Genomic DNA, 18888 nt, shown 5'->3' with positions numbered 1-18888 from the left:
CCGTTGGTGGACCCTGTCAGTGCTCGTGGCGGTGGTGGCTGTCCGGGTAGTGCTCGTGGGTGTGCGTGATCGCCTCGTGAGTGTGGACGTGCCGGTGCCGGGTCCCGGCGGGGACGGGCTCGTCGTGCTCGTGGCGGTGGTGTTCGTCCGGGTCGTCGTGGGTGTGCCAGTGGTCGTGGCTGATCGCTTGGTGGGTGTGCTCGTGCTCGTGGCGCTCCGTGAGGTGCAGTCCGATCCCGACCGCCATCAGCGCGGCGGCGACGAGCAGCGGCGCGGTCACCGGTTCGCCGAGGACGGCGGCGAGGACGGCGCCGAAGAACGGGGCGACGGAGTAGTAGGCGCCCGCCCGGGCGGTGCCCACGTGCCGGAGGGCGACGATGAAGAGCACGAGGCTCACTCCGTAGGCGAAGAAGCCGACGGTCAGCGCGGCGGCGATGTTGCCGAGGGCGGGCAGCTGCGCTCCGAGTGTGAAGGCGAGGACGAGGTTCACCGGCCCGGCGACGCCGCCTTTGACTGCCGCGAGCCAGGTCGTGTCGGTGAGGGCGACCTTCCGGGTGAGGTTGTTGTCGATGCCCCAGCACAGGCAGGCGCCGAGGATCGCCAGCGCCGGCCAGGGGCTGCCGAACGCGATCCCCGCGGGCACGGTGAGCACGACGGCGCCCGCGACGATGGCGAGCATGCCGACGGCGATGCGCCGGTCGACGTTCTCGCGGAAGACGAACCAGGCCAGCAGTGCGGTCGCGACTCCCTCCGCGTTCAGCAGCAGCGACGCTCCGGAGGCGGGTGTGTTCACCAGGCCGACGAGCAGCAGGACGGGGCCGAGGATCCCGCCGAAGAGGATCGCGCCGCCGAGCGGTGCGTACTCGCCGCGCTCGAGGTGCACGCGAGGGGAGCGGCGGACCAGACGCAGGAGGCCGAGCCCGATCCCGGAGCCGCAGTAGAGGAGTCCGGCGAGCAGCCAGGGGCTGACGGAGTCGAGCAGGAGCTTGGCCGCGGGCGTTCCCGCGCCGAACAGGACCGCGGAGAGCAGCGCCGCCTGCACTCCCCGGCTACGCAGTGCGGTCCGCATCGCCCGCCTCCCCGTGATGGTGGGCGGGAGTGCCGCCGAGCTGGTGCTCGGCCTGGAAGATCGCGTCCGCCACGAGCTGGCTGGCGTGCTCGTTCGTCAGGCGGTAGAACACGCGCGTCCCCTCCTGACGGGTCGAGACCACCCGCGCCAGCCGCAGCTTCGCGAGATGCTGTGACACCGCGGCGGGTGACTTCCCGACCCGCTCGGCCAGGTCGTTCACCGCGAGTTCGCCGTCGGCGAGGGCGAGCACGATCCGCACCCGGGTGGCGTCGGCCAGCATCGAGAACACCTCGACCGCGAGTTCGACGTACGGGCTCTCGACGTGCCGCCCGCACCCGCTGTCTGCATCCATGCGCAGATTCTTTCAGATGAGCAGTGGTCAGGGGAACACGGCTGCAGTGCCCGGTCGGTAACCCGAATACGGACCAGGCACTGCAGCCGCGATCACTGACGTCGCGGCAAGGGCGACATCAGTGAACGTCTGTGGGCCGCGCTGGTGCGGGAGTCGATCATCCGAGGGTGACGCCGCGGGCTCGCATGAACGGTTCAGGGTCCACGCGGGCGCCGCCGGTGCGGGTTTCGTAGTGGGAGTGGCAGCCGGTGGAGGCTCCGGTGGTGCCGACGAGGGCGATGATCTGGCCCGCGGTGACGGTCTGGCCGGCGTCGACGAGGAGGGTGGAGTTGTGGGCGTAGCCGGTCTGGATCCCGTTGCCGTGATCGAGGAGGACCCAGTTGCCGTAGCTGCCGAAGGCGCCCGAGTAGGAGACGGTGCCGCTAGAGGCGGCGGCGACGGGAGTTCCGCAGCTGGCGACGATGTCGGTCGCGTAGTGGAAGGGGTTCACGCCGGCGACGGGCTGTTGCGGGCGGGGTCCGAAGGGGCTGCTGATGCGGCCGGAGACGGGCTTCACCCACCCCTGGGAAGAAGGGCCGGCGACCGGCGCCCCGCCACCTGCGGGTGCCGTGCCTCCGGCCGGAGCGCTGCTGGCTGGCGCAGCGGCGCGGGCAGCTTCGGCAATTCTGGCGGCTTCGGCCTGGGCAGCAATGCGGGCGGCTTCCTCGGCCGCGCGGGCTGCTTCCGCGGCGCGGCGCGCGTCCTCGCCTGTCTCATAGTCGGCTTCGGTCGCGGCGCGGTTCTCGGTGAGAACGGCGAGTTGGCTGCGGAGGGTGCTCTCGTAATCCTGCTGTTCCTGCACTCGCGTGTCGGCGGCCTCGCGCGCGGCGATCGCATCGGCGAGAGCGGCATCCGCGGCGACCGCGAGGTCCGCGAGAGCATCGCGGGCGATGTTTGCCTGCGAGGTGAGGGCGGTGGCGGTGTTGGAGTCGGTGCGGGCGGTCGTGTAGATCGCGTCGGTCTTCTCCGTCAGCTTGGTCATCGATGCGAGCTGATCGAGCAGGCTGCCGCTGTCGGGACTGGTCAGCAGCGCGAGAGTGAGATTCGTGCCACCGGCGCGGGAGAGGGTAGACGCGAGCTGACCGGCCTGCTTCCGGGACTGCTCCGCGAGGGCGGTCGCCTCGTCCGCGTCCGCCTGGAGCTCGTCGGCTCGGTAGGTGGCGTCGTCGAGAGTCGCCTGCGCCTTCTCGTAGTCGGCGACGCGCGCGTCCTGGGCGCTGCGCGCGGTGTCGGCGTTGTAGCGGAGCTCGGTGAGCAGCGCGGTGATCTCCCCGATCTGCGCCTGCTTACTGGTCTCGCTGGAGCGAGCCGCTTCGACGTCCTCCCAGCTCGGAAACTCCGCCGCCATCGCCGGAGCGGGAGCGAGAACGGCCAGCAGGACGCTGAGGGCGACCGCGGAGACCGCGAAGCGGTGGACCCTGCGGCGCGGGGTGTGCTGGTGGCGGGTCATGCGGAGGCCTCCGTCGTGCGTCGGGGTCGTCGAGCGAGGTTGAGGAGCGCGCTGGTCGTCAGGGCGGTGACGGTCGCGGCGATGAGAGCGACTGCGCCCGCGCGGCCCTGATCGAAGAGGACGGCGTCGTCGGGGTAGAGCATCGCGATCCACCACGACGGCGCGAGGATGCTGTCGGTGTCGCGCAGCGTCCAGCCGAGGAGGAGGAATCCGGCCACGGTGGCGAGCAGGGCGAGCAGTTGCTCGATGGCGTCGCTGGTGCGTCCGGGACGACGGGAGAGGGCAGCGGCGAGCAGCAGTCCGGTGGTGATGCTGGTGGCGATGATCGCGGCACGCCCCTGGTAGAAGAACAGCGACCATTGCAGCCAGTCGGTGCCGTAGTACGCGGTGAGGTTCGCGAAGAACAGGACCACGGCGACGCTGGGACGCCGCAGCACCTGCACGAGAACGCCGGACCGGCGTGACGCACGAGGGAGGGCGAACGGCGGCAGGTGTGCAGCGCGGTTCGCGCGATGAAGATCGACCGGTCTCCCGGCGACGAGCAGCGCGGGGACGACGGCGGCGAGAAGCAGGTGCTGTCCGAGGAGGGTGCTGAGGTGCACTTGGGCGTAGACGCCGGGTCCACCGTTCGTCGCCCAGAGCAGAACCAGCACGCCTGCGCACCAGGCGATCGTGCGCCGGAGAGGCCAAGTGCGGCCGATGCGGCGCAGCCGCGTGAGAGTGCGCAGGTACCAGAAGGCCACGGACACGGCGGCGGCGAGGCCGATCCAGTCCAGGTGCCAGGAGGTGAACAGGCGGGCGACGGTGACCGGGTCGGGGTAGGGGTAGCCGAGGAGGTTACGGCGGGGATCGTTCACCGTCGCGTCACCGATCGGGGTCTCGGACAGGGAGAGGGCCACGGACACGCCGATCGTGGCGGCCATGATCACCAGCTCCACCGCGGCCAGGCGCAGGAACGCCCGGCGACGCCGGTCCTCGACTCGCAGGCCGGGCAGCACGCGGGCGCGGTGCCACGCGCCGATAGCGCCGAGTGCCAGCAGGGCGGTGGTCTTGATGATCAGCAGGGTCCCGTAGGGGGTGGCGAGATCGGTGGGGTCGGAAAGGCGGAGGGAGGCGTTGATGATCCCGGAGAGGGCGACGGCGGCGAACGCGAACCCGGCGACCCGCGAGTACCGTTCGGCGACGTCGGGAAGAGCCGCGCCGAGGTGTCGGGCGAGGAGGACGACGCCGAGCAGGCCTCCAGCCCACAGGGTCACCCCGATCAGGTGCACGGCGAGGCTGTTCACGGCGTTGATGTGCTCGTCGGCGCCGGCCGCGTGACCGGTCAACGCGAGCGGGAGCAGAGCGAACAGGGCGAGCGCGAACGCAGCGACACTCCACGCCCGGTCGGGGGTGAGCAGGGTGATCACGTGCACGGCCGCGGCGGCGGCGAGGGAGAGCAGCAGGACCTGACCGAGCTCGAGCTGGGTGATGTAGAACCACAGCTGCGCGGGGAACGTGGGGGAGCTGACGGGGGCGCCGATCGCGTTGGCGACGGTGAACACGAGGACCGCGGCGGCGGAGAGGACCCAGGCGGCGGCCGCCCAGGACGCCCACCGGATCGCCGTCTCCCGGACCGCGTCCCCGGGACGGTTCGAGCGGGGCAGGAGAAGGGCGACGAGGAGCAGGCCCATGGTGAGCGTTGCGGCGAGGTCGTGCAGGACGCGGGCGAGGGGCAGGCCGCGGGTCGCGACGACGCCGGGGTCGATGAGGAGCCGGTCGGGGTCCAGGGCGCCGGTCGCGGCGAGGGCGAGCAGTGCGGCGCCGGCTGCGAGGGGCGCGCCGAGGATCAGCGCGACGCGGGTCGTCCGTGAGGGGCGCTGCGGCGCTTCGTCGAGGGCGGTGTGTGTGCTGGGCACGGCGGGGTGGCTCGTCTCGTCGTTCGGGGAGGTCCGGGGTGTGTGCGTCATGTGCGGGGTCAGATGGGGGTGACGAAGCCGTTGATGAGGTTCTGGAGGCGGTAGATCCCCTCGGTCCACAGGCCTGTGAGCATGGCGGCGCCGATGAGGATGAGCAGCGCTCCGCCGAGGAGGTTGATGGTGCGGATGTGGCGTTTGAGGAACGCTGTCGCGGTGCTCGCCCAGGAGAAGCCGAGGGCGATGAGCAGGAACGGGATCCCCAAGCCGAGGCAGTAGAGCAGCCCGAGAAGGGCGCCGCGGCCGGCGGAGGCGCCGTCGAGGCTGAGGGCGGAGATCGCGGCGAGGGTGGGGCCGAAGCAGGGCGTCCAGCCCAGGCCGAAGACGACGCCGAGAAGGGGCGCGCCGAGCAGCCCGGTCGCGGGCTTCCATCGCGGCTTGATGGTGCGTTGCAGGAAGCGGATCTGTCCGATGAACACGACGCCCATGAGGATCACGAACGCCCCCAGGATCCGCGTGATCACGTCCTGCCATTGCAGCAGCCACGTGCCCAGGGCACCGAACGCGGCGCCGTAGGCGGTGAACACGACGGCGAAGCCGCCGATGAACAGTCCCACCCCGAGCAGCAGCCGTCGGCGGCTGCCGGTGGCGAGGTCGGGGTTCCCGCCGATGTAGGCGAGGTAGCCGGGAACGAGGGGGAGCACGCACGGAGACGCGAAAGACACCAGTCCCGCGAGGATCGCGATGGGCGCCGCGAGCAGCAGCTGGCCGGCGAAGACGGTCTCGCTCCAATTCACGGCGCCGACTCCGCGATCGTGTCCGCGATGAGGGTGTCGAGGATGGAGCGGGCGGTGACTCGTCCGAGAATGCGGGACGCGGGGCGCCCCTCCGCGTCCAGGACGATCGTGGTGGGGACGGCGTTCGCAGCGAACTTCCCGGAGAACGCGAGCTGCGCGCCCGCGTCGACATCGACGATCGAGGGGTAAGTGATGCCGTACGTCTGGGCGAAGGCGGCCGCGGTGTCGGCCTGGTCGCGCACGTTGACGCCGAGGAACTCAGCACCCTGCCCGGTGTACTGCTCGTACAAGGCCTGCAGATCGGGTGCTTCCGCGCGGCAGGGGGCGCAGGCGGCGTACCAGAAGTTCACGACCAGGACCGTGCCGCGATAGTCCTCGGCCGTGATCGTCTCGCCCGTCTCGCTGAGCCCGGTGAACTCCACCGGCTCGCCCCGCGTCTCGGCCGGCCACTCGACGACGGTCCCGTCACCAGCGACGTAGTTCTTGTTCGACCCGGTCCGGTACTGCTCCGACAGCTCATCCTGGGCGCAGCCGGTCGTGGCCAGCGCGACGGCCGCGACCACCGGGAGGGTGAGCAGGGTGCGTCGCGGGACGCCGGTCACGAGGCGAGCGCGGCGTCGAGGGCCGCCTTGATGTCGCCGAGTCGTTGAAGATCGATCGCCTTGTCGTTGACGAAGATGGTGGGGGTGCCCTGCACGCCGAGGTCCTGACCGGCTCGGAAGTCGAAATCGACGCGCTCGGCGGTGGCCGGGTCGGCGACGTCGGCATCGAACTGGGCCATGTCCAGCCCGAGCTCCTCGGCAAAGCCGCGGAACACGTCGGCCTTGGAGTCCTGGCTCTCACCCCAGCTGGCCTGCGTCTGGAACATCCGGTCGTACATGTCCTCGAACCGGTCCTGCTGCGCGGCGGCCTCGACCGCGATCGCCGCGTTCTTCGAATTGCGGTGCGAGGGGATCGGGAAGTAGCGGGTCGCGAACGTGACCCGGCCGGCGTACTCCTCCCGCAGTTCCTCGATGGTCGGGTACACCTGCCCGCAGACCTCGCATTCGAAGTCGAGGAACTCCACCAGCGTCACCTCCCCGTTCTCGGCGACGTCGAGACGGTGGGTGTTCTCCTCCAGCACCGCGGTCGACGCGGCGACCTCCTCGCGTGAGGGCGAGAACGGGCGGAACGTCGTGATCGCCGCGATGACCGCGACGATCAGGACGACGGCGCCGATCGCGATGAGGTTGACCTTGGTGCTGGTTTTCATGGGGTGCTTTCTGTCAGGCCGGAGGTCGGCAGAAACGGTGGAGCAGGGGATGCTCGGGTCAGGGTTCGCGGGAGCAGTCCGTGCCGGAGCGCTCGTCGGTCTCGGTGTGGGAGGTGCGGGGGAGGGTGTGCACGAGGACGGTGTGACCGATGTGCTCGAGCCCGCGTTCGAGGAACTCGCGCACGTGCTCATCAGCGATCGCGTACGACGCGCTCCGGCCTTCGCGGTGCACCTCGACGACGCGGTGCGAGCGCAGCAGCCGCAACGCGTGCGAGGTCGCGGAGGGGCTGAGACCGCTGTGCTCCGCGAGCTCGCCGACGGTCCGCGGCCCGGGGAGCAGCGTGATGAGGATCCGCAGACGTCCGGGATCGCCGAGGAGCCCGAAGACGTCGGCGAGATCCTCGATCATCGCGGTCGAGGGCATCGCGTCGACGGGAAGCGCGGCGACGGGCGCTGCGGGCGGGGAGTCGGGGGTGTCGGTGCTCATCGGTGCCTAGATCAGGTTCGTGGTCTCGGAGAACTCTTCGGGCTCGCACTGGATCGTGACGTGCTCGATGTGGTGAGTGTCCTTGAGGACGACGAGGACCCCGGCGAGGACCTTCTCGTAGTCGGCGCCGCGTTCGAGGACGATGTGCCCGCTCGCGCTGTCCATCCCGGAGGTGATGGTCCACACGTGCAGATCGTGCAGCGCGACCACGCCCGGCACAGCGAGGACGTCGCGCTGAATGGCGGGCATGTCGACGTCGTCGGGAGCGGACTCCATCAGGATCCGCAGCGCCTGGCGGGTGAGGTTCCAGGTGCGGGGCAGGATGAACAGTCCGATGCCGACACCGATGATCGGGTCCGCGTACGGCCAGCCCGTGGTGAGCAGGATGATCGCGGCGACGATCACGCCGACGGATCCGAGCAGGTCGCCCATCACTTCGAGGTAGGCGCCCTTGAGGTTCAGGCTCTCCTTCGATCCCGCCATCAGCAGCCGGAAGCTGATCAGGTTGATGATCAGCCCGATCACCGCGGTGATCAGCAGCGGCGCTCCCGGAACCGAGGGCGGTTCGGAGAAGCGCTGCACAGCCTCGAAGATCACGTACCCGGCGACCGCGAACAGCAGGATCCCGTTCGCCAACGCCGCGAGGACCTCCAGCCGGTAGAAGCCGTAGGTGCGCTGCGAGGTCGCGGGGCGGGAGGCGAGCGTGATCGCCGCCAGCGCCATCCCGAGCCCGAGGACGTCGGTGCCCATGTGGGCGGCGTCGGAGATGAGCGCGAGCGAGTTGACGGAGAACCCGACGACGAACTCGACCACCATGTACGCCGCCGTGAGGCAGAACGCGATGACGAGGGGCCGACGGTGCTTGCCGGCGGCGGACACGGCGGACCCGTGAGCGTGATCAGATCCCACGAGCACCACCCTCAATAGCTGCATGAATGAACATATGAACAGTCTTGCACTTGTTGGTGAGTCGCGGTGCGGTTCTATCCCGCATTGTTCGAGAGCCAGGCGTAGGGGTCGATGGGGTCGGTGCCGCCCGCCCACACCTCCAGGTGCAGGTGGGGTCCGGTGCTCTGACCAGTGGATCCGACAGCGCCCAGACGCTGACCGGCCTTCACGGGTTGCCCTTCGGAGACGGTGAGGGATCCCCACTCCATGTGGGCGTAGAGGGTGCTCACGAGTTCGCCGTCGACGACGTGGTCGATGACGGCGTAGTTGCCGAATCCGGTGTCGGTCTCGCCGGTCTCGCGGACCACGCCGTCGGCGACGGCGCTGATCGGGGTGCCGGCGCCGGGGGTCATGTCCAGGCCTTTGTGGAAGGTGGAGCAGCCGCTGCACGGCGCCACTCGAGGGCCGTAGTCATCGGAGATGCGCACGCCGACAGGGAAGGGCCAGCGCACGGAGCCGCTGGAGAGCTCGGTCGCCGTGGATCCGGTCTCGGTTGCTGCTTCCGAATCGTCGTCGGTCGCGGCGAGGGGGTCCACGGCGTCGGTCGTCTCGGTGGTGACCTCGACGATGCGTGCGGGTGCAGCGGCGGCAGTGAAGTTGTCGCGGATGACGATGCTGTCAGGCAGGTCGGAGGCGACGAAGGCTTGCGCGCTGACCGCGGCGGCGACTCCCGGGGTCTGCGAGGCGGCCGCACTGGAGGCGGGCAGCAGCGTGCCCGGGAGGGCCATGACGGTGGCGAGCGCGATCGCCGAGAACGCGGCCGCCGCCGGGAGGACTCGGCGGGAGATTGGTTGGGGCTGCGGCGTCGGACGGGCCGGTCGGCGACGGGGCGGGCGGGTTCGGTGTTCGAGCGCGATGGCGGCGCGGCGGGTTCCGGGGGTGGCCGGGGGAACGGAGGAAGAGAGGGGCATTGCACGTCCAGGGTCGGCGAGAGGTCGGTCGTCGTGACCTGACTCCGTGTCGCGGGCGCGCAAGTGCGCGCCGATCGAGACGGGGCTCAGATCCGTGGCGACGGCCTACAGCCGAAGAGGGACGCAGCTGGCGGAGAGGCTCAGCCGTGCTCGTGCAGCGGTCGTGAAGAACGACGGTGCGGACGCCGGCGGTGCCGTGCTGGCGATGGAGCCCTGCCCGGGCCGTGCGCGGGCGGCGAGGGCGACGACGATCACGATGACCGCGCAGACGACCGCCAGCAGCGCGCACAGCTCAGCGACACCACCGAGCGTCGCCGCATCGGTGAGCGCTGCCACGCTCGCGGTGAGAACTTCGGCGTCCCCCGTCGTCGTCGCGGCTGCGGCGACCGTGGTGTCGGCGGGAACCGCGTCGTGGAGGCGCTCGAGAGGATGTCCGAGCAGCAGCGCGAGCGCGGTCAGGACGACGAGGAAGAGCAGCGTGAGGGTTCGCTGCACACCAGCGCGCGAAGCGTCTGGTTGCAGGTTCGTCACGATGGCATCTTCCCGATAGCGTCGAAGAAGCCTGCGGTGTAGGCAGGCAAATTTCGACGTAGCGTACCAAGAACAGCTGTTGGTGGCTACGAGGTTAGGGATCGAAGATCATCAGCGGACGGGTCGCAGACTGCGCTCCTTCCCGCGTCTCCGCCTTGGAGAGCCCCGCTACACGGAACAGGACGACTTGATGCCGCTCTCCGCCCCCACCCGACGGGGTCGCCCCGTCCTGTTCGGCGTCGTCCTGGCGGCCGTTGCTGCATTCGCCGTGCTACTTCCGGCTGCGCCGGCAGCGGCTCACACGGGAGTTCAATCCAGCAGTCCCTCCGCGGACGCGACAGTCACCGTGGCACCGTCGGAAGTCACACTCACCTTCGGGCATGAGGTCGGTTCCGACCCGACCAACAACGTCTCACTCGTGCAGGTGGTGCGAGAAGACGACAACCTGTTCTACTCCAACGGCTGCGCCGATGTGAACAACGAGTCCGTGACCACCGGCATCGCTCTGGGCGAGAGCGGCCGGTACCTCGTGGCGGCGAAGATCGTCACCGAGGACGGGCACGTCTCGACCGCGGAGTACGGCTTCACGTACGAGCGCCCCGCTGAGACCGCGGCGAGGACTGGCGTCGCTCAGCCGCCGGCCTGCGCGAACACCGCGACGGTCTCAGCCGCGCCGGAGTCTCTGTTCGCCCCCTACGTCGCCCCCATCCCGGCGTTCGTGCTGGTGGGCATCGCGCTGGGATTCTTCGTGGTGCTCGCGATCGTCGTCCTCTTCCTCGTGCGCCGGACGACGCCGAGAACTGCGAGCGTCGGCGGTGAGCCGCCGGCTGCTGAGTGAGCGCCCGCCTGTCCCTGAGTGTGCCGGTTCGAGTGAGCGTGCCGCTTCGCGCGCCGGCCCGGTCGAGTCGTGCCCTGGATCTGGTGAGGGCTGCTCTCGCGGGCGTGCTGTTGGATGTGGGCTTCCCGGGTGTGAGCGTGTGGCCGGCGACCCTGCTCGGTGTGGCCGTGTTGATGACGCTCTTGCGCGGCCGGACGATTCGGGCGGGAGCGGTGCTCGGTGCGGTCACGGGAACCGTGTTCTACCTCACCCACGTCGCCTGGACGTCGGAGTACCTCGGCCCTGTCCCGTGGCTGGCGCTCTCGCTCCTCGAAGCCGCGTTCTTCGCGGTGGGCGCGGGCGCGATCTCGGGACTGTGGTCTCTGATCGAACGATTCTGGCCGACCCGGCTGGGGCGGCTGATCCTGCTCCCCGTAGGTGTCGCCGGCGTATGGGTGGGTCGGGAGGTCGTTGCCGGGTCGTGGCCGTACGGAGGGTTCGCGTGGGGCAGGCTGGCGTACTCGCAGTCGGAGAGTCCGCTCGCTCCCGTGATTGCCTGGATCGGGGTGAGCGGCTTCAGTTTCGTTGTCGTCGCGTGCATCGTGTTCCTGTTGCAGCTGCAGCAGTGGCTCCCGGACCGGCCGGCGGTCCTTGCTCTGGCGGCGACAGCAGTCGGGGCCGCGCTGGTGGCGGTGCCCGTGTGGGAGGCAGTGCCGTCCGGGCAGCTGCGCGTCACGGCCGTGCAGGGGGCGGGGCCCGCCGGTTACTTCGATGCCCGAGATCCGGGTGAGCTGCTCGACGCGCAGATCAACGCCACCCCGCGAACGGCGGGGGTCGCGGACGTTGTGCTGTGGCCGGAGAACAGCATGGACGAGGACCCTCTCACTTCACCGGCGACCGCCCGGCGACTCTCCGAGCTCGCTGCCGAGCTTCAAGCGCCGGTGATCGTCGGATCTATCACCACCCGCGAGGGCCGCTACTACAACAGCTCCCTCGTCTGGACACCGGATGGAGCCGCTGGTCTCTATGACAAGAAGCATCCGGTGCCGTTCGGGGAGTACGTCCCAGACCGCGCGTTCTGGTCGCGTCTGGCACCGGATCTGATCGGCCTGGTGCAGCGGGACTACGAGATCGGTGCGCTCTCACCGGCGGTCGCGGTCGCCGGCACCATCGCCGGAGTGTCGCTGTGTTTCGACATCGTCGATGACCGTCTCTTCGACGAGATGATCGCCGGAGGCGCGCAGGTCATCTTCGCGCAGACCAACAACGCCGATTTCGGGCGCACCGACGAGTCCGCGCAGCAACTCGCGATCGCTCGCGTGCGCGCGATCGAGACCGGCAGGACGATCGTCAACGTCTCCACCGTCGGGCAGAGCCAGACGATCCTCCCCGACGGTTCCACGGGGGCCCGGATCCCGGCGTTCACCCCCGGAGCCTTCACCGACACAGTGCCCCTGGTCGCCGCCGTCACTCCAGCGATGTCCCTGCGTACCGCTCTCGCAGGCGGTATCACCCTCAGCGTCCTCGCACCTGTCCTGACGGCCGCCGTCCTCACTCTGAGTGGCATCCGACGGCCCGCCTCGTCACGGCGTCAGCGCACGTCGGGTGGTGATTGAGGGGCACCTGCCCGCCGATTCAAGCCCTGCAGGTACTCGTTGTACGCATCCAGGTCTGGGGTGCCGTTCTCATCTCCGGCGCGATCCGCCGCTCGAGCGGCCCGAGTGTCATCCCGCTGCCACCGCACGAGCAGCAGCAGCACGATCAGCAGGCTCGGCAGTTCCCCGTAGGACCACGCGAGCGCGCCCGCGATCTGCTGGTCCGCGATCGGATCCACGCCCCACGACGCCGGAGCCTGGAACGCGGCGACGAACGCGCTCGCGGACATCATGACGATGACCCCGAAGAACGCGTGCAACGGCATCTCCGCGAACAGGTCGAACATGCGCCCCAGATGCGTCTGACGCACCGGCAGCGGATCCGCCGACAGCAGCGGAACAGCGAACACGACACCGGCTGCTAAGAACAGCACCTCCAACCCGAGATGACCGGCAGCACTGTCCAGCAGCAACTCGTCCAGATCGCTGAAGTACAGCCCGTAAAACAGCAGCAGGAACAGCGGAATGGTGAACCCCGGATGCAACAGCAGCCGTGACGTGCGCGCACGCAGCAGCGCGAGAGCGGTGAGCAGCACGACGCGTCCCGGCCATCGATGCGGTGTCGCGCGCAGCAGGAGGGTGCCCGGCGAGCCGAGCACGAGCAGCGGTGGAATGGCCATCATCAACGTCAGCTGCTGGAACATGAAGATCGAGAACATCTCCCGGCCGTAGTCCTCCAGACCGCTGGCCATCGTGACCACGAGGATCGCGCACCCGAGGAGAAAGCTCACCATCCGCCACCACGGCCACCGTCGCCGCGTCCACCAGAGCCGCGCGACCCCGATGACGTACACGCCCGCCAGCAGGATCCCGAACAGGCCCCAGACCGGGAATGCGCTGGCGGAGAGGGTGAGGAAGCTGTCCAGGGACGGCGGCGCGTCCGGGAGGCTCGCGAACAGCGACGCGAGGGTCATCAGCGTGCCCTTCGTTCGTTCGTACGTTGTCAGGGGATGACGGGCCCGCCCCAAGCGGGGGCGGGCCCGTCGGGTCAGCTGCGGCGTCGCATCCGGCCGATCACGAAGACCGTGATCGCCGTCGCGACCGCTATCGCGCCGACTCCGATGGACAGCCCCGTGATCACCGGAGCCGCATCGAACCCCGGATCGGACGCGGCAGCTGGAGTCTGCGTGGTGCTCTCGCTCTCACCATCGGTTCCGCAGCGGGCAGCCGTTGCGGCGCCCTCGGCGGCGGGCGCGGTCGCGTCGGGAGCGTAGTCGAAGGTGTAGCTGTCGGAGGTCGGGTGACCGTCGGAGGACACCACCTGCCACCGCACCTCGTACTCGCCCGGCGCCCCGAGCGCCGCCGGCACCGACACGGTGGACCCGTCCAAGGCGACGCATCCCTCCGAGTAGTAGCGGCCGTCCGGGCCGAGCACCTGGATCGCGAACGCGTTGCTCGCGCCTCCCAGATCCAGCAGGGTGTCATTGAAGGACAACGAGACCTCCGTCACCTCCGTCACCTGCTCGTCGGGGGAGGGGCTGCTGCCGAGCACCGAGTCGTGAGCTGCAGCCGCGGGCGCTACGACCAGGGCGAGCAGCAGCGTCGCGGCTGCAGTGACCGCGGCCCTCCCGGCGAGGCGACCGGTCATCCGCGCGCTCGCTTCCGACCGAACAGGGCGATGGCGCCGAACGCAGCCCCCACCACCCCGAGCAGCAGGGCCGCGATGCTCAGCCCGAGGGCCAGGCCCGACTCAGCACCCATCCCGGACGCAGACGCCGTGGCGTCGACGCTGTCGGTGGAATCGGCGGTCGTGCTCGATCCGCCGTGATCGTCTTCAGCCGGTTCGTCCTGCACGTAGAGCACAGGGGCGGACTTCAACGAGGTATCGGCCTCGACCTCCTCCGCGGTCGAGACCCAGTCGACGCTCGTCCCGTCGCTGTAGGACTGCACGGCCGGGAACAGCAGGCTCCCGGTCTCCGGGATCGGGCCCAGCGAGACGGTCCACTGCATGAACTGACCCGGCTGGATCTCGCTCCCCGCATCAGCGGTGAAGACGATGCTGGTCGGCGCCTCGATGATCTCGTTCCCGCCGACCGTCACCGGTTCCGGGAGCGTGCTCTCCACGACCGACGTGCTCCACCCCGGGGTCGGCAGGTAGCGCACCGACACGATCGGAGTGTCGGTCGGGAGGGACACGGTCACCGCGGTGGTCATCGCGGTCTCGGACTCGTTCACGGCTTTGAACGTGAAGTTCTCCGAGGCTCCGGGATCGGTGGCGTTCGGGGTGATGCTGATGTGCGCGGACGCGGAGAGCGGGGCGGCTACTGCAAGGGCGATGCCGGCGCTGAGCGCGGTCACCGCGGTGAGAGTGGATCGTGTGGACACAAGAAAATCTTTCCGTGGGGCGGGCGCGACGAAGCAGCCCGAGAAGGGTGAGAAGAGTGCGGGCGGTGGCTGCGCTCAGGCAGCAGCGACCGGCGGCCCTCGATGCCTCATCGTCGACAACGTCACCAGCCGCGGGCGCACCGTCACTGCAGCAGTCGCCGGGGCTCTCTCGCCGGTGGGTACCGGTTCGAGCGTGAACGCGAACAGCGCCTGAACCGTTTCGAACTGTTGACGCCGGAGGATGCTCCAGAACGCGCGTTCGCCCATCCGCAGCGCGAAGATCGTCGCGATCGCGGCAAGGAGGTGCGCTCCCCACATGAGGGTGTTGTGGTCCGCGTGGGTCACAGAGTTCGCCAGGTCCAGAGCCGGAACGCCCGCGTTCTGGTGGTGCCCGGCGCGTTCCGGCGCGGCGGGCGACGCGGGTGTGGTCGCCGGGTTGCCCAGCATCATCGCCGCGTGGAACGCGAACTGGCTGATCAGCACCGACACGCTCAGGCGCACGCGCGAGAGCCGTCGGCCGGCGAGAGCGATGCACACCGGGACCGCGAACGCGAGTGCCAGGAGAACGCCGAGTCGGCTGGGGGCTGATCCGTCGGCGATCGAGTGAGACACCAACGCGAGCAGTGTCGCAACGAGCGCAGCGACGATGCCGCGCACGGTCCGCGCGCCGCGAGTCGTCATCACATCACCCGTCCACTCGAGCAGCGGGATCGCGATATCGCGTCGCGCCGCTCTCGGCACAGGCTACTGGCCGACGCCCCCGAGCTCCTGCCGGCCGTCCAGCCGACCGCGATCCGTCCTGTCACCGAGTTAGGTCCAGATGGAGGTGAGGTAGTCGCCCGTGATCGCGGGGCTGCGCTCGCGGACATCATCCGCGCTCCAGCCGAGGATCGACGGGTCGATGATCCATTCGCCGTCCTGGGGGGCGTCGCCGGTGCTCTCGTAGCCGACGGTGGAGTTCGACACGGACGCCCAGGTCGCCGCTCCCACCGGTCCGATGAAGATGCTGTCCACGGCGGTGCAGCCGAAGTCGGTTCCGGGGCCGTTCACCGCGCCGAAGTTCCCTCCGGTGTCGGCGCCCTCCAGCAGCGGGAAGACCCGCTGGACCGTCTCTGCGCCCACGACGAGGCAGTGCTCGAAGCGCACTCTCGCGGCCGAGCCGATCTGGAACGCCGTGTTCGAGGAGGCGAAGTCGATGCAGTCGATGCTCGTGATGTCGCCGTAGTAGTTGCCGCCCTGCCCGGAGAGCTGGACCGTGTCGGTGTGGGCGTCGGATCCGTCCGCTTTGTAGGCAGGAGCGGTGTGGCACCCGATGCGGTAAATGAAGCGCAGACCGCCGGCGCCATCCGTGGGGGTGCGCATGCTGGACACGTCTTCGTCTCGCAGCTGCGCGTCCGGGACGACGATCTCGACGAGCTCGATGTTCTCAGTGAACTCGACGTCGTCGACGCCGTAGACGTTGTACGCGGTGGTCGTGATGCGGGTGAACGCAGAACCGGTGCAGCCGGAGGCGAGGAACCCCCCGGTGGTGACGATGCCGCCCACGGCGACGCCGTGCACGCGCAGAAGACGCCAGGCGTCACTGGTGGTGACCGTACCCCAACCGTCACGGGGGTAGACGAGAATGCGGTTCTCACGGTCGAGGGATCCGACGTCCTGCATCATCGGTGACGAACTCGACCCTGCGCCGCCACCGGCGAGCTCGCCGGGAGCGACGAGGATCCGCACCGTCTCGGACGGACCCGTCCCCTCCACTGCGGCGGTGATCGCGTCGCTGATCGCGGACCACGAGCACTCGACCTCCACCTCAAGGTCGACATCGCCGGTGATCCACGGCGTCCGGGAGGGCCAGTGGGTGCCGTTGGGCCCGAACGAGGGGACAGGCGCAGGGACGCCCACCAGCAGTTCACGCTCCGCAGGCATCGCCTCCGGGTCGCCAGCGACACCGGCGACGTCGGAGTCGCGGGGTGCAAGAGCCTGGTACGCGGCGTAGCCGCCGGCACCGAGCACGGCGACGCCGACGCCCGCGCTCACGGCTCCCAGGATCACGGTCCGCCGACTCGGCCGACGAGGTGATGTCTCGGGAGGGTTCGCAGAGTCGGAGGAGGTAGCGGCGGGGTCGGCCAAAGTGGTATCCAAACCGTCAGGGGGCGGTGCGGGAGGCGACACGCCTCGGGACCGGCGCGCCACGCTGTGCCGTGAACACCTTGGGCGGGATGCCGGGGCGCTCGAGGGGGGACAGTAGCAGTCCTCTCCGAGGACGCGTCGGACGGCGCCGTGTCCGGGCGGCGGCGCAGACTCCCGTGAGCTCGGTCAGTGATGTCACCGGCTGCTCGCTTGTAGCGCGGGCTGTGGAGTGAGCGGGGTGTGGCGGCGGGCCGCGCGCACTCCGTTGGCGATGATGACGACCTCCGCCAGCTCGTGCACGAGGACCACTCCTGCCAGCCCCAGCACACCGGTGAGAGCGAGGGGGAAGAGGACGATGATCACGCCGAGAGCGAGGATCAGGTTCGCGGTCATGATGCGTCGACCGCGTCTGGCGTGGAGCAGCGCGGCGGGGATCAGGCGCAGGTCCGTGCCGGTGAAGGCGACATCTGCGGATTCGATGGCGGCCGCGGACCCGGTGGCGCCCATCGCGATTCCTACATCCGCGGTCGCCAGCGCGGGCGCGTCGTTGATCCCGTCACCGATCATCGCGACTCGTCGATGCCGACGGAACTCCTCGATCGCCGCGGCCTTCTGGTCAGGCTTCTGCTCCGCACGCACCTCGAAGATCCCGGCCTGCTGCGCGAGGGCGTGCGCAGTGCGGGTGTTGTCGCCGGTGAGCATCAGGGCGCGGATGTGATGACGTTTGAGTTCCGCGATGGTGGCGGCCGCTTCCGGCTTCAGTTCGTCTCGGATGCCGATGATGCCCAGAACCGAATCGGCCTGTTCGACGACGACCGCTGTCATCCCTTCGGATTCCATCGCTTCGAGCTGCGCGGTGAGAGCGTCGGCGGGCACCCAGCGCGGGCTTCCCACCCGGATCGGGGTGCCGTCGACAGTGCCCGTGAGGCCGTCTCCAGGATGCTCGACGACATCATCTGCCTGAGGGTGGAGGGATGCCGCCGCGACGATCGCCGCAGCGAGGGGATGGGTGCTGCGCTTCTCCAGTGCTGCCGCGAGGGCGAGGACCTCGTCGCGGGTGACGCCGTCCGCGGTGGCGACATGAGTGACGATGGGGCTGTTGCGGGTGAGAGTGCCCGTCTTGTCGAACGCGACGAGTTGCACCGTGCCCAGTCGTTCGAAGGCTTCGCCGGACTTGATGATCAGACCGAACCGGCTCGCCGAGCCGATCGCGGAGATGACGGTCACCGGGACGGCGATCGCCAGAGCGCACGGCGAGGCGGCGACGAGGACCACGAGAGCGCGCTCCGTCCACGTCCCCGGGTCCCCGATCAGGACACCGAACAGGGCGATGCCTGCGGAGAGGATCAACACGGCGGGCACGAGAGGCTTCGCGATGCGGTCAGCCAGACGGGCGCGGTCGCCCTTTCGTGCGTGGGCCTGCTCGACGAGCTTCACGATCGTCGTCAACGAGTTGTCGGTTCCAGCGGCGGTCGCCTCGATCTGCAAAGCACCGCCCCCGTTGATGGAACCGGCGGTAACGGCGTCGCCTGGACCCACTTCGACCGGTATCGACTCGCCGGTAATCGCAGACGTGTCCAGGCTGGTGCGCCCCGACACCACGACACCGTCGGTGGCCACCCGCTCACCCGGTCGGACGACGAGGATGTCGAGCTCGCGCAGCTCCCGCGCCGGAATGGTCACGTCGCCGTGCAGACGGGAGACGGTTGCCGTCTGCGGGATCAGATCGAGCAGCGCCCGCAACCCGTCGCGCGCCTTGTCCATCGCCCGGTCTTCGAGGGCTTCCGCGATGGAGAACAGGAAGGCCAGGGCGGCGGCCTCTCCGACGTGGCCGAGGAGGACCGCGCCGACGGCCGCGATCGTCATCAGCAGGCTCACACCGAGCTTCCCGCGCAGCAGGCGCCGCACCGCGCTCGGAACGAACGTCGACGCTCCAGCCAGCAGGCTCGCCGCCAGCACGATCGTTCCCGCGACCGGGAACCCGGTCCACTCGAGGAGGTAGCCGACCGCGAGCAGAACTCCGGCCGCGACCGGGATCAGGACACCTCGATCGCGCCACCACGGCGCGAGCTCGTCCCCGTCGGAGTGCTCGTCATCCTCACCGCCCTCATCGTGCATGTGGGAGTCAGCGGGTACCGGACCTGTACCGAGGGTCACCATGGCCGGAGTCTCCTCCACGGCGCAGCAGGCATCCCCGGTCGGTCGCGGCCGCGCCCTGACGATCCGTCGAGAG

Annotated in this window: 19 protein-coding genes; 2 read left to right on the top strand and 17 right to left on the bottom strand. The window is 69.7% G+C overall.

The features are described from left to right. Window positions 1–16: 16 nt before the first annotated feature. The 11 genes from ASG06_RS17445 to ASG06_RS17395 all read right to left on the bottom strand — a co-directional run bounded on the left by ASG06_RS17445 (window position 17) and on the right by ASG06_RS17395 (window position 9695). On the bottom strand, window positions 17–1069 hold the full coding sequence (locus ASG06_RS17445) for a DMT family transporter (protein ID WP_056045638.1): 1053 nt from the start codon (window positions 1067–1069) through the stop codon (window positions 17–19). Continuing rightward, window positions 1050–1421, bottom strand: coding sequence for an ArsR/SmtB family transcription factor (locus tag ASG06_RS17440; RefSeq protein WP_056045635.1), 372 nt, complete (start codon window positions 1419–1421; stop codon window positions 1050–1052). Before ASG06_RS17440 ends, ASG06_RS17445 begins: the two co-directional genes overlap by 20 nt. Window positions 1422–1578: 157 nt before the next feature. After that, window positions 1579–2910 (bottom strand): M23 family metallopeptidase, encoded by a 1332-nt coding sequence (locus ASG06_RS17435; protein ID WP_056045632.1) that lies wholly within the window; start codon window positions 2908–2910, stop codon window positions 1579–1581. Beyond that, the gene (locus tag ASG06_RS17430; protein WP_156466048.1) at window positions 2907–4808 is read right to left on the bottom strand and encodes a cytochrome c oxidase assembly protein; all 1902 of its coding nucleotides are present in this window, start codon (window positions 4806–4808) and stop codon (window positions 2907–2909) included. The genes ASG06_RS17435 and ASG06_RS17430 overlap by 4 nt, the downstream gene beginning before the upstream one ends. A 59-nt stretch (window positions 4809–4867) precedes the next feature. After that, complete coding sequence (locus ASG06_RS17425; protein WP_056045626.1) at window positions 4868–5602, bottom strand: cytochrome c biogenesis CcdA family protein; 735 nt, start codon at window positions 5600–5602, stop codon at window positions 4868–4870. Further along, window positions 5599–6204: a TlpA family protein disulfide reductase gene (locus tag ASG06_RS17420; RefSeq protein ID WP_056045624.1), complete on the bottom strand. Its 606-nt coding sequence runs from the start codon at window positions 6202–6204 to the stop codon at window positions 5599–5601. Before ASG06_RS17420 ends, ASG06_RS17425 begins: the two co-directional genes overlap by 4 nt. Further along, a complete protein-coding gene (locus tag ASG06_RS17415) occupies window positions 6201–6854 on the bottom strand; it encodes a thioredoxin domain-containing protein (protein WP_056045621.1) in 654 nt (217 codons plus the stop codon). The genes ASG06_RS17420 and ASG06_RS17415 overlap by 4 nt, the downstream gene beginning before the upstream one ends. 58 nt (window positions 6855–6912) lie before the next feature. After that, window positions 6913–7341, bottom strand: a complete 429-nt coding sequence (locus ASG06_RS17410) for an ArsR/SmtB family transcription factor (RefSeq protein WP_197409454.1) — start codon at window positions 7339–7341, stop codon at window positions 6913–6915. A gap of 6 nt (window positions 7342–7347) precedes the next feature. After that, window positions 7348–8250 carry a cation diffusion facilitator family transporter gene (locus ASG06_RS17405; RefSeq protein WP_056045871.1) on the bottom strand — a complete coding sequence of 301 codons (903 nt, stop codon included), beginning with the start codon at window positions 8248–8250 and terminating at the stop codon, window positions 7348–7350. Window positions 8251–8324: 74 nt separating this feature from the next. Beyond that, a complete protein-coding gene (locus ASG06_RS17400) occupies window positions 8325–9017 on the bottom strand; it encodes a M23 family metallopeptidase (protein WP_056045616.1) in 693 nt (230 codons plus the stop codon). A gap of 288 nt (window positions 9018–9305) precedes the next feature. Further along, the gene (locus tag ASG06_RS17395) at window positions 9306–9695 is read right to left on the bottom strand and encodes a hypothetical protein (protein ID WP_056045612.1); all 390 of its coding nucleotides are present in this window, start codon (window positions 9693–9695) and stop codon (window positions 9306–9308) included. A gap of 226 nt (window positions 9696–9921) precedes the next feature. Here ASG06_RS17395 and ASG06_RS17390 point away from each other — a divergent pair, with 226 nt between their 5' ends. Together ASG06_RS17390 and lnt are read left to right on the top strand one after the other, a co-directional pair. Beyond that, a complete protein-coding gene (locus ASG06_RS17390) occupies window positions 9922–10569 on the top strand; it encodes a copper resistance CopC family protein (RefSeq protein ID WP_082499391.1) in 648 nt (215 codons plus the stop codon). Further along, window positions 10566–12164: an apolipoprotein N-acyltransferase gene (gene lnt, locus ASG06_RS17385; RefSeq protein ID WP_082511843.1), complete on the top strand. Its 1599-nt coding sequence runs from the start codon at window positions 10566–10568 to the stop codon at window positions 12162–12164. The genes ASG06_RS17390 and lnt overlap by 4 nt, the downstream gene beginning before the upstream one ends. Here lnt and ASG06_RS17380 read toward each other — a convergent pair. The 6 genes from ASG06_RS17380 to ASG06_RS17355 form a co-directional block, all read right to left on the bottom strand. Next, a complete protein-coding gene (locus ASG06_RS17380) occupies window positions 12140–13117 on the bottom strand; it encodes a cytochrome c oxidase assembly protein (protein WP_056045869.1) in 978 nt (325 codons plus the stop codon). The two genes, lnt and ASG06_RS17380, sit on opposite strands and share 25 nt — an antisense overlap. A gap of 74 nt (window positions 13118–13191) precedes the next feature. After that, a complete protein-coding gene (locus tag ASG06_RS17375) occupies window positions 13192–13791 on the bottom strand; it encodes a copper resistance CopC family protein (protein ID WP_056045866.1) in 600 nt (199 codons plus the stop codon). Then, window positions 13788–14528 (bottom strand): YcnI family copper-binding membrane protein, encoded by a 741-nt coding sequence (locus ASG06_RS17370; RefSeq protein ID WP_082499411.1) that lies wholly within the window; start codon window positions 14526–14528, stop codon window positions 13788–13790. The genes ASG06_RS17375 and ASG06_RS17370 overlap by 4 nt, the downstream gene beginning before the upstream one ends. Window positions 14529–14603: 75 nt before the next feature. Then, on the bottom strand, window positions 14604–15185 hold the full coding sequence (locus tag ASG06_RS17365; RefSeq protein ID WP_156466057.1) for a hypothetical protein: 582 nt from the start codon (window positions 15183–15185) through the stop codon (window positions 14604–14606). Between the two features lie 153 nt (window positions 15186–15338). Further along, window positions 15339–16562 (bottom strand): hypothetical protein, encoded by a 1224-nt coding sequence (locus ASG06_RS17360; RefSeq protein WP_156466056.1) that lies wholly within the window; start codon window positions 16560–16562, stop codon window positions 15339–15341. A 288-nt stretch (window positions 16563–16850) separates the two neighbouring features. Further along, window positions 16851–18815 carry a heavy metal translocating P-type ATPase gene (locus ASG06_RS17355; protein WP_082499410.1) on the bottom strand — a complete coding sequence of 655 codons (1965 nt, stop codon included), beginning with the start codon at window positions 18813–18815 and terminating at the stop codon, window positions 16851–16853. Between the last annotated feature and the right edge of the window lie 73 nt (window positions 18816–18888).

This window comes from Rathayibacter sp. Leaf185 (assembly GCF_001423885.1).
GTDB lineage: Bacteria > Actinomycetota > Actinomycetes > Actinomycetales > Microbacteriaceae > Rathayibacter.
The sequence above is the reverse complement of the archived record's forward strand: the minus strand, read 5'-3'. Positions and strand labels throughout refer to the sequence as shown.